General features: G+C 67.9%; 10 protein-coding genes. 5 read left to right on the plus strand and 5 right to left on the minus strand.

The window, feature by feature from the left end; all coding sequences use genetic code 11:
• Window positions 1-718 precede the first annotated feature (718 nt).
• The 3 genes from ACIF8T_RS40125 to ACIF8T_RS40135 form a co-directional block, all read right to left on the minus strand.
• The gene (locus tag ACIF8T_RS40125) at window positions 719-880 is read right to left on the minus strand and encodes a hypothetical protein (RefSeq protein ID WP_400042391.1); all 162 of its coding nucleotides are present in this window, start codon (window positions 878-880) and stop codon (window positions 719-721) included.
• Between the two features lie 155 nt (window positions 881-1,035).
• Window positions 1,036-1,344 carry a hypothetical protein gene (locus tag ACIF8T_RS40130; protein ID WP_400042393.1) on the minus strand — a complete coding sequence of 103 codons (309 nt, stop codon included), beginning with the start codon at window positions 1,342-1,344 and terminating at the stop codon, window positions 1,036-1,038.
• Window positions 1,345-1,674: 330 nt separating this feature from the next.
• Window positions 1,675-2,895, minus strand: coding sequence for a bifunctional class I SAM-dependent methyltransferase/NUDIX hydrolase (locus ACIF8T_RS40135; RefSeq protein WP_400042394.1), 1,221 nt, complete (start codon window positions 2,893-2,895; stop codon window positions 1,675-1,677).
• A gap of 401 nt (window positions 2,896-3,296) precedes the next feature.
• Between ACIF8T_RS40135 and ACIF8T_RS40140 the strand changes: the two genes are divergently transcribed.
• Window positions 3,297-3,965 (plus strand): HNH endonuclease family protein, encoded by a 669-nt coding sequence (locus tag ACIF8T_RS40140; protein ID WP_400042396.1) that lies wholly within the window; start codon window positions 3,297-3,299, stop codon window positions 3,963-3,965.
• Window positions 3,966-4,633: 668 nt separating this feature from the next.
• Here ACIF8T_RS40140 and ACIF8T_RS40145 read toward each other — a convergent pair.
• Both ACIF8T_RS40145 and ACIF8T_RS40150 read right to left on the minus strand, forming a co-directional pair.
• Entirely contained in the window at window positions 4,634-6,139 is a 1,506-nt protein-coding gene (locus ACIF8T_RS40145; RefSeq protein WP_400042397.1) for a protein kinase, read from the minus strand.
• A 623-nt stretch (window positions 6,140-6,762) separates the two neighbouring features.
• On the minus strand, window positions 6,763-6,891 hold the full coding sequence (locus tag ACIF8T_RS40150) for a hypothetical protein (protein ID WP_400042403.1): 129 nt from the start codon (window positions 6,889-6,891) through the stop codon (window positions 6,763-6,765).
• 340 nt (window positions 6,892-7,231) lie between these two features.
• On the opposite strand from ACIF8T_RS40150, the gene ACIF8T_RS40155 reads away from it, so the two are divergent.
• The 4 genes from ACIF8T_RS40155 (at window position 7,232) to ACIF8T_RS40170 (ending at window position 10,012) form a co-directional block, all read left to right on the plus strand.
• Entirely contained in the window at window positions 7,232-7,717 is a 486-nt protein-coding gene (locus ACIF8T_RS40155) for a cold shock domain-containing protein (protein WP_400042399.1), read from the plus strand.
• A gap of 1,124 nt (window positions 7,718-8,841) precedes the next feature.
• Complete coding sequence (locus tag ACIF8T_RS40160; protein ID WP_400042401.1) at window positions 8,842-9,165, plus strand: STAS domain-containing protein; 324 nt, start codon at window positions 8,842-8,844, stop codon at window positions 9,163-9,165.
• 165 nt (window positions 9,166-9,330) lie between these two features.
• A complete protein-coding gene (locus ACIF8T_RS40165; RefSeq protein ID WP_400041161.1) occupies window positions 9,331-9,534 on the plus strand; it encodes a cold-shock protein in 204 nt (67 codons plus the stop codon).
• Window positions 9,535-9,886: 352 nt separating this feature from the next.
• The gene (locus ACIF8T_RS40170; RefSeq protein ID WP_400042402.1) at window positions 9,887-10,012 is read left to right on the plus strand and encodes a hypothetical protein; all 126 of its coding nucleotides are present in this window, start codon (window positions 9,887-9,889) and stop codon (window positions 10,010-10,012) included.
• Window positions 10,013-10,373: the final 361 nt, after the last annotated feature.

A 10,373-nucleotide genomic window follows, 5' to 3' on the forward strand; every position in this document is an offset into this window, starting at 1 on the left:
ACTCGTCGACCGCTACCGGGCCGGACTCCACCTCGCCGCACTCATCCTCTGGCTCCGCGAACCCAGCCAAGATCACTTGTCAGACACGGCCTAGGCCCGTGAGTTTCAGCCTGAGTACCGTGACGAGACCCAGGGGCATCTCGCGGCCCAAGACCTCGTCTGACTCGGCTCAGCAGCTGGCCGTTGGCGGCGTCAGGCCCAGTCGATGCTCAGCTCTCGCAGCGCGTCCAACTGCTCCACGGTGAGGTTGTCCCCGCCTGGTCCTGGTGGTGGACACCCATACGCCCGGCTTCACGACCACCGGCTCTGCTTCACCGCCGACCGTGATCTTTTCGCTGTGGCCGCGCGGGACGAGCGGCTGGCCTTCCCGTTCGATCCACTGGGCGAGAGCGGTCAGGCCGCTGGAACGCCTGCTGTGCCTTGCTCGGCTCCTTCGGCGCGTTGCCGCCGGGGCTGGAGACGGCGCCTCAGTGGGTTTGAGCCCGGCTTGGGCAGCCGTTCCTGCTACTTGCTCGACAGCAGTCTCCAGTCCCGATGCTGCCGCTGGAGCCATCGCCCGATGTTGTCGCCGTCATAGAACTCCGGGTGCAATGTCGGGCAGCACCCCGTTGGCATCGACCAGGTCGGCGAGCATCGGGTAGTGGCGTTGCCAGTCCAGCGTTCACGGGCAGTTCCGGTCCGGGGCGATCGCTGCCAGATGTTCCGTGCGTACAGCCGCCTACTCCGCGTCCTTGCTCAGGCCGTCCTTGCGGCGCAGGTTGGCGATGTGTTGCCCGACCGGCACCCTCGCCCCGCCCTCGCCCCAAACGGCGTCCTGCCGCAAGGCGAGGTGCCTGGTGGCTCGCCGGTGGACCGGAGCGCGGCGAGCATAGATGCCCACGCCTCCTCGCCGGGCTCCTGGACCATCCCAGCCTCGGGTACGCCGAGCAGTTCCTTGCAGCGTGGCTCCAGCCCTCCGGCCAGCAGCGCCTTGCGCTGCTGGCGCACCACCTGCCCAGTGGAAATGCCTTCGTCGCCCCGACTTCGACATCCGTGTCATAGGGAACGACGTGCAGGCCAGTGATCTCGTTCTTCTTCCGCCAGCGCAGCAGGGCCCAGGGCCCGGTACTCCTCCAGCCACACCCGCGACTCGGGCCGGTAGATTCGGGTGCGTAGGAACGCCGCGACGGTCGCTGGGCCGCAAGGTGTGAAGAAGTGCGGCAGGGACGACTTGGCTGCGGCGCCGCCGCCGTCGTCATGCTCCTCGTCCTTGCTGCCGGCCCCGACGATCCGCCCGTTCTCGTCACGCTGGACGTGCACCTTGCGCTGCCCGCTGCTAAGAGCCCGGGAGGCGAGCTGCTCCACGAGTCGCTCGTCATAGGACACAGCTATCAAGGGGCGGTGCTGGCGAACTCCCAGCGAGCCGTGGCCACGACCCAGATGTCAGCATTGAGCCGGTAAGCCTCGATGTCCCGGACATCGATGAACCGCACGCGAATCTCTTTGGAGAACGCCCACGCCTGGGCCGTTCTGATCTCGGGCTCCCGTTACCCGGCAAGTTCCGGCGCAAGGTCCTCGATCCCGTCGAGGCCCTTGCGCAGTCCGGACTCGCCTTACTGAACTACGCCCCGGACTTCTCACCGCGAGCGGCCACCGGACGGAGAAGGCGCTCGTCAACGGCTGCATGCTGAGCGACTACTTCCCGGCCTGACCGACGGTGTCCTGGCCGACGTTGTGCGGCTTGACAAAGGGAGTGAAATGGGCGGGCGGATGGTCGATGGGCAGGTCGGGGCGCCAGGCGGTAAGGATCTGGGCGCTGCACTCAAACAGGCCCGACGGCAGCGCGTCCAGCGGCCACCACCCCCAGTCACCGACCCGCTCGCCCGGCTGGTCGGCAGCCTCGCCGCGCCACCGCGTGACGAGCGCGCCGAACGTGATGCGGACGACACCGCCGACCTGGTCCAGGAGCATGCCCAGCAGACGCACGTCGGCCGGATCCGCGTGCAGGCCCGTCTCCTCGGCCAGCTCGCGCACGGCAGTCTCCTCCAACGACTCGCCCGGCTCCACAGTGCCGCCAGGCAGCTCGAGGGTCCCCCGCCGGTGGCGGCCGAGCAGCAGACCGCGCGGTCCCACCAGCACCGCGCCGACCCCGGCCGCCGCGTGTGCGACGGGCGGCTGGGTCGTACGGGGACGGGAGGTGATCCGGGCCGGCCGGCGGACCTGGAAGAGCCGGTAAGAGGCATGGTTGCCCTCCTCGGGCGCGTCCAGCACGGTGACCTCCTCGGTGCGCAGCCCGTGCTCCACGAGCAGGTCCGCCCATAGTTTTGTGGTGAGCACCCACATGTTCCCGATCAGTTCGCCGCCGCCGGCCAGATGCAAAATCTCCGGACGGGGCTTCACCTGTGAAAAAGGGCCATTTCCGGAGGAGTTGGTGTGCAGCACGGTGAAATACAGCCGTCCGCCGGGCCTGAGGGCCGCCGCCAGGGCGGGCAGCAGTCGGTGCGGGTCGATGAAGTGGACGGTAGATAGGGAGTAGATCACGTCGTACGGCGCCGAAGTGCGCAGATGCCCGACGGCGTCGGCCTGGATCAACCGCAGGCCCGGCAGGTCGCCGTAACGCGCCTGTGCGCGCTCGATCTGAGTCGGTGAAAGGTCGACGGCGTCCACGGCGGCGCGATAGGTACGGGCGAGGTGGGCGGCGTGCCGGCCCGGGCCGCAGCCCAGGTCGAGCACGCGCAGGCCTGTCAGGTCGCCGAGGACAGCGTCCCCCGGCCCTGTTCCCGCCGGGCCCCAGGCGATCTCGTTCACCTCGGGCAGGGGCGTGGCCCGGTCGAGGTGGTGGGCCCCGTAGGTGTGCCACATCGCGGCGTTGACCTGCTCGGCATCGGCCGTACCGGGCGCGTCGGGTGCCGTCATTGTGTCCCCTCCTCGGGCTCGTCACCGAGCCGCCTCATCACATCGTCCCCCTCGTCACCGGGCGCCGTCCCGTTCTCCGGGCCCGCGGCCGGGCGCCGCTCCAGTCCTCCTGCTCTCCAACGTGCCTGAGGACCCGGCGGTCACCGGCGAGCCGGCCGTCTCCCCGGCGGCACGGGTGCTGATGCCGTACAGGTGCTGGCCGGTCACGGGGAACAGGCCCTGGCCCGGCGAGCGCCTGCGGTGATCATCACCCTTTGGACGGGACCGCCGCCGGTAGGGCGTACCCGGCGGTCCGACTATCCATGCGCGCGGGTGAACGGACCCCCGATACCTCCTCACCGCACGGCTCGTCCCGCTACGAAGATCCCGACCAGTCGGATCTTCCTGGAAGGAACCGCTCCGTGCGCCTCCTCACCACCCTCGCGGCCGTTACCGCCGCGCTCGCCGCCCTCGTCACGCCCGCCCATGCCGCCGGCCCGCTCGGCGAGGTGGGCGGCACCCTGGCCCTGCCGCTGCACGACGCGGTCCAGGCCCTCCCGGCCGCCGAGGAGAGCCGGGCCGGGTACCAGCGCAACAGCTTCCGGCACTGGGTGGACGCCGATCGGGACGGTTGCTCCACCCGCAACGAGGTTCTGCTGGAGGAGGCGTTCCTCGCCCCCGAGCAGACCGCGCCCTGCAGGCTGAGCGCTGGCGAGTGGTACAGCCCCTACGACAACCTCTACATCGGCAACCCGGGCGGTCTGGACATCGACCACCTGGTCCCGCTCGCCGAGGCCTGGGACTCCGGCGCCTCCGCCTGGACGGCCGCGGAGCGCGAGGCCTACGCCAACGACCTCGGCGATACCCGGTCGCTGATCGCAGTCAGCGCCCGCTCCAACCGCTCCAAGGCCGACCAAGACCCCGCCCAGTGGCTGCCGACCTACGCGCCGTACCACTGCCAGTACCTCACCGACTGGGTCGCCACCAAACTGCGCTGGCAACTCGCCGTCGACACCGCCGAGCGCACCACCCTCACCCAGGCCACCGCCGACTGCCCGAACGTCCCCGTGAAGGTCACCTTCGCCCGGTAGCCGCGCCGGACACGCGGCCGCGCGGGGGCGGGCAGACGCCCCGCCCCCAAGCGGCGTTCTGTTCTTCGTTCGAGGCGGCCGCTGCCGGCCGTCGAGAAAAGGAACGTGGTGATAACCCCTGCACTGCCGTCGATCACCGAGCCGGACATGCCGGCGCGAGTCTGTTCCGGGGACAAGGTCGGACCCCGCGCGACCTGCCACCGGCCGACCCACACGTACGGCCGCGGCACCCGCTCCCCGCTGTGCGACTACTGCGATGCGGCAGCGGCGAAAAAGGTGGGGGCGGCCGCTGCGCACGGCCTGACCGGGCTCGATGCGGTGTGATTCGTGGGCGCCCCGGTCAGGCGTGAGCTGGTGACGGCACCGAGCCCATAGTCCGGCGATTGGCTGACGACCCGAAACCAGGGCCGGATGTTTACGTCTCGTCCTACCGGCAGCTGGCGGACGCTGCCCTGCACGCTGGCCACGGCACCGGTTTCACCGGTGTCTGAGTCCGCACCACCATCCACTTGCCTTCGGCGGTCACCTCCTTGATGACCAACGGCGAGGGTTCCAAAACATCAAGCCCACAAGCTTGCTTATATTTCGCATGTCACGTTAGCGATAAGTCGGCAATCTTCCTTATCGTCGAAAATGAGATAGGGGTGTTATTTCGTCGGATCTGGCCTTCAGTGTGCTCCGGCTGGATTTCCTTTGGCTGCCTTCTCGTTTGCCTTCACCTTTTTGGCTTTTTTGTCTTTCGCGGGCTTGCTGGGATGTTTGCTGGGAATTTCTGTTTTGGCCTGCCCGTCTGTGGCGGGCGCGCCTTGGGTTGGGGTTTTAAGGGGGCTGTCTGAGTCAGAGTGCCTCCTGGGGGGTGCATTGCGGTCAGCCGTTGCGCTGACGGCTTGTTCCTGGCTGGGGTTGACGGAGGCAGGAGCGGAGACAGAGGTGGAACGAGTGCTTGGGTTGGGGGCAGGGCTACCAGACGACGCGGTGGATATTTCGCGAGTGGACGACGACGGGACTTCAGGAGTCGCGTCGTTCCTTCCCTGGAAGACGCTGGGGGGATCGGCTTTCGCGGAGGGGCGACTGGTGGTCTGTGCCCCACTTTCGTTGCTTCCTTGACGCGGAGGACTGTCGGAAACTCCGAGGGTCACTGCCATGACAGTGGCGAGCACGGCGGTTCCACCGGTGACCAAGGCGCGGCGCCGTACGGGCACAGTCTTCGGTGCGACCGCGCCGGCAGTGGGCGAGGGAGCAGCAGGGGAGGGGGCGGTGTGCGTGGGGTTGGTGTCCCGCACGGGGGTCCGATGCGAAACGACGCTGGTGACGTGGGCCGGAGATGAGAGGGGTGCGGAGCTTGCCATGCCGGTGAGGGCGACCAGTGCCGTGGCGCAGTCGCGTGCCGATGGGCGGGCTCGTTCGTCCAGAGCGGTCATGTCTTGCAGAAGGGCAATGAGCTGTTTCGGCAGGGAGCTGGGCAGTACGGGTTGGCGATGGAGCCGCGCGATCGCGGCCTCCAAGGGGCCGCCATCGTATTCGAGTCTGCCTGTGAGGCATTCGAGGAGGACAAGACCGAGGGCGTAGATGTCGGAGGGCTGGCCGACGGACCGGCCAAGCACCTGCTCGGGGGACAGATAGGCGGCGGTTCCTATGAGGGTGCCGGTAACGGTGTGTGTGGTGGCGTCGAGCAGTCGGGCGATACCGAAGTCGGTCAGGTGAGGGCGACCGGAAGCGTCCAGGAGGATGTTGGATGGTTTGACGTCGCGGTGCACGATCCCCGCCTCGTGTGCGTGGGCCAGGGCCTGGGCGAGGTCGGTGCCGAGTGCGGCGGTCTCTTCGGGGGACAAGGTGCCTTCGGCGATGCGATTCTTCAGCGTGGGCCCTTCGATCAGCTGCATGACCAGGTAGGCCTGACCGTTGTGCGTTCCGGCGTCATAGGCGGTGACCAGTGCGGGGTGCTGCAGCCGGGCAAGGATCACCGCCTCGCTCTGGAATCGTTCCTCCATGTCGATGCCGGTGCCGGGCCGGAAAACCTTAACCGCCACTGGCCGCTTCAGACGCAGGTCGATGCCGCGGTGGACGTCGGCCGCACCGCCCGAGCCGATGAGTGCGTCCAAGCGGTACCGTCCAGCCAGCACTTCGGCGGAGAACCGCGAGGTCAGTGCCAGAGCCGACTCACGGAGTCTCATGCCATCTCCCATCGCTTCAAAAAGGACGGGGCCTGACCAGGTGCTGGTTGTCGACTGGGCCCCGGGCGCATGTACCCCGGAGAGGCCGGACCACCCCTGGCGCCGTCAGCCGGGATGCTCCTTCGGACCGGCAGCCGCGAGAGGACTCGGAAGGGTTCTGCGCTGATAAGGCCGTCGACTGCATGGAGCACGAGCGGGCGGGTCAAGTTCTTGACGGACACTCGCGCGTCATTGTGAGGGTGCTCAAGCCAGGGAATGCAGCACTGATCTCTTCGGCACTTTGCCGAGGCGGTGTCGTGCGCCGCACCAGGGCGTAGGGCGGAGCCCGTGGGGCGCTTCCTCACGGTAGTCCCGGCCCGTGCGTATCGTGCGTTCGGGCCGGACGGTAGCCGACCAGGCCACCTAGCCGGAAGAACCGGACACGCCCGCCGCCCACTGTGGCCCGCTTCTTCGCGCTGCTCATCAGTGTCCAGGCCGTTGGTGTCGCGCTACCGCACGCCCACAATGACGGCGGCCACCATAGGGTTTCCGACCGGGTTCCACCGGTCCGGTTCAGCCACCGGCGCGCAGCACATCTGTGACGATCGGGCCGACCGTGTCACCGCCGTGGCCGCTCTCCTTGGTCATGGCCGCCGCCGCGATGTCGTTCCGGAAGCCGTGAAACCAGCTGCCATGAGCGGGTCCTTGTCGATGAGTTTGATGAAGCCGATGTCGCAGGACCGCATGAAGGTGTTGGCGAGGGTGGTGCTCATGCTGGCCTTCATGCCGGTGAGATTTTTTAAAGGTCTGACTCCGCCAGACGGTCGTGTCGGGACAGAGCGCTGGGCCGCAGTAGGGAGGTTTCCGTTTGGTGGGCAACCCCGCCGCCATCTGTACGCGCGCCTCCGGACGGTCTTCACATCACCGCAGTTCGGCCGTCTTTTCCTCGTGGTCGGGAGGTGAGTATCTCTTTCTGCGCGCCCTCGCGCCGGGTGTCTGCTTCGCGCGCGGGGTGGGCGCCGGTTGCCGGCGTGGGTGCTCGGGTGGAAGCTGGGTGAGCCCCCCCCGTACTGAATCGCTCTGGTGTGGGGGGCGTCTGTGCCCAGTGGTGTGGTGAAGTGGTTCGATCCCGAGCGGGGCTTGGGCGTGATCGCCCAGGACAGTGGCGGTTTCGATGCCGTCGTCTGCCGTTCGGCGGTTCGCGGTGACGCGGAGCGCGTGCTGGGCGCGGGCAAGCGGGTGTGCTTCGACGTCACCCAGGACGCCGCCGGTGTCCGGGCCGACAACGTCAGCCCTATGACCCCGGTGTGCTGTGCGTCGGCCGAGGGGCCGGGAGGTGACACGGCTGTTCAGGAGCGAGCTGGGTGGCTTGCTGAGAAGGCCCCTGGGATCGATGCGGTCGCCGTCTGCCCGTGGTGTGTGCAGTCGGGGAAGGTCGGTGTCGGGGACCGGCCGTTGCTGGCGCAGGAAAACGCTTCCTCAGGGCCTGCCGTCGTGTTTTGTGGGGGTGAGCTGGTGAGGGCGCTGTGGGCGGGGATGGCCGTTCTGGCTGTTGTTACGATTGCCGCTTTTGCCCTGTCGATCGTCGTGACGCCGTGATTTGCCCGCGGGAGCCGGGCGGGGCCGCCTTGCCCGGCTGCGGGGATTACTTCCAGGGCCGCGGTAACGCGTGCTTGTTCACCAGGCGGGCCACGATAGACCGAGCGGTGCCCTGGGCAGTCCCTCGAGCTATGACGACGGGCAGGCCAGCACCGGCGTTGCGCCGGTCACCGGGCTGGGGCAGTTCGGCGCCAGCGGTCGGGCGATGGACGACCCGCGCCCCGATGATGCGGCCCGCTCGAAAATCCCGCCGTGGGCCGGGCCGATATTCCCGTCGGCAACCTCTTCCGCAATGCTCTGCAACTCTTCCGTCCTGTCCCGCATACCTGCAGGCCATCACACTCTTTCGGCTGTGGTCGGGAGCGCGGCATTCCCCTCAACACGCCCCCGTCGTCCCTGGCCTGGAAGAGGAAGGCGGTGGAAGGGAGCTGGGGCGGGGAGTGGGGGAGCGGCGTGGGGGACCGGAGGCCGGTGCCTCCAGTTCGCGTGTCGGCGGGGCCGCGCGCGGCCGGGCAAGGGCTGTCTGGCACACTTCAGGACGTGGGGGCGTGCCGGACGCAGCCGGCACGACCCCACACCTTGTGCAGGCTCGCCTTTGCACGAGTTTGGGTTCTGGCTCAACTTTTGTAGAACGAGGCGAGGATGCCTTCATTCAGATTTTTCGCAGGCACCTGGCCTGAACGGATTCAAACCCGGTGCCGCCCGAAGGGCGGGGCACCAGCCCGCCTTCACAGAAGGTGAGTCAGAACCCGAGTTTGGACAGCAGGTGTTCAGCCCTGCGGGAGGCCTCGCTCCAAGCCGGGATCGATGTTCACAAACAGACAGCACCCCGCGGCTCAGACTCGCCCTTCTCCGGCCTTTTTGCTTGCCGGATATGTCAGCACTGTGTCGGGCTGCGAGCCTTTGCCAGTGCGTGGTGGCGGTCGTTGCTGGGTCTGTGCGACGCTGCATGGACAACCAGCCTGGTCTGGTAGGAGGCCCCGCGCCGCCCCTTAAGGTTACTTTGAGTGACCGGGGCGCGGTGCGGGTTGTCTTGCTCGGCTGTGCGTGCCCCCACGTCACGCGCTTGATACCCCCAGCCCGGGGGTGTGATGGGCTCGACCCCCGGAAGCGAGGGGCGAACCGTGCACAACCTCACTGTCACCACCCACCAGCACACTGACCGCACTGTCCTGACCGTGGCCGGGGAGATGGATCTCGCCTCGTGCCCTGCTCTCAAAGAGGCGACGCTGGTCATCCCCCTCGACGGCAAGACCCTGCACCTGGAGATGTCCGGAGTGTCCTTCATGGACTCCAGTGGCCTGAACCTTCTGATCAAGCTGCGCCGCCGCCTTGTGGCCGAGGGCGGCCAGCTCCTCGTCACTGGCCTCCAGCACCAGCCCGCGAGTGTGCTACGCCTGACCGGGGCCGACGCACTGCTGACCCCCGACGTCGCACGGGCTGCCTGACCCCCGGCGGCTCACCTCGTCCAGGGCTGCACCAAAGCCGGTTGGTGGCGCCGGGCATGACTTTGGGCGTTTCTCCTTTCCGGCGCCCGATTGGTCGGAGATGATCAATTTTGCGGCCGCATGGCAGGGTGCTACGCCGCTTGATCAATGGTGAGGGAGAGCGAGATGGCCACCGGCACGGTGAAATGGTTCAACGCGGAAAAAGGCTTCGGTTTCATCGAGCAGGACGGCGGCGGTCCTGACGTGTTCGTCCACTACTCGGCCATCGCCGGCGGCGGCTACCGGGAGCTGCAGGAGGGCCAGAAGGTCCGCTTCGACATCACCCAGGGGCAGAGAGGGCCGCAGGCCGAGAACGTCACGCCGGCCTGAGCGATGACACCGGCTGGTGCCCGACCACCAGTTTTGGCCTGCCGGGGTGAGCGTCGATGAGCTGTTCGGAGAACCGATGTGCGGCGCTGGCAGGCCGTGGCCGGCAGGCAACCGGACGAGCCGCAGGATGATCACCCGGGCGGGCGGAGCGACGGGCTCGAACCCCCGACTGCGCCTGCACAACCCGCAAGGCCTCGAGCAGCCTGCGGGACCACCGGGCTGCGCCGCTCCACCGGTGCGGCCGTGCCGTGCCCGTGTGCCACGTGCACGGACGTGAACCACTGATCCCCATACGCGCTCGAGGCTCCGGTCGTATCCGTGCGAGCATGACGAGGCGCATCCCGCCCGGCTCTTGGATACGGCCGGCGCCGACGAGCAGCGCCTGCGCGACCTCGCCACCGAAGATCTGGGCGAGGTGGACTTCTGCGGCCTGGACGTGCAGTTCACCGACGTCGAGCACATCGAGTCCGAGTTGTAGGTGCGCCGGCATCCGCCAACATCCGCTGGGATGTGACTGAGCGCTTCACCTGGCGGCGGTCAGGCACCGCAGAGCTGGATCGTCCGCACAGATACGGGCACTGACGAAGACCAGCCCGCTTGTGCGGGTGTCGCCCCCGGAGGACGGCTGTTTCATACCCCCATGTCGTCCGGACGGAACTGCTGTTACAGGTGTGACATCTGCGCGCCTGCGCACGCCGTAGGAGACGGGCTTGTCCCAGGCTCTGCGATGTCTGCTTCCCTCTTAGAGGTCGTCTCATTTGGCGAGTCTGCGGTAACAGATGAGGGTGCAGGCGATGGCGGTGAAGGCGAGGAAGTGGTCGGCTTTTCGTTCGTAGCGG

The organism is Streptomyces sp. NPDC085946, assembly GCF_044540485.1.
In the GTDB taxonomy this organism is placed as follows: Bacteria; Actinomycetota; Actinomycetes; order Streptomycetales; family Streptomycetaceae; genus Streptomyces.

Coding starts and splice junctions, on each gene's coding strand:
- ACIF8T_RS40135 (WP_400042394.1), bottom strand. CDS start 2,895: ATGACGGCACCCGACGCGCCCGGTACGGCCGATGCCGAGCAGGTCAAC.
- ACIF8T_RS40145 (WP_400042397.1), bottom strand. CDS start 6,139: ATGAGACTCCGTGAGTCGGCTCTGGCACTGACCTCGCGGTTCTCCGCC.
- ACIF8T_RS40150 (WP_400042403.1), bottom strand. CDS start 6,891: ATGAGCACCACCCTCGCCAACACCTTCATGCGGTCCTGCGACATCGGC.
- ACIF8T_RS40165 (WP_400041161.1), top strand. CDS start 9,331: ATGGCCACCGGCACGGTGAAATGGTTCAACGCGGAAAAAGGCTTCGGT.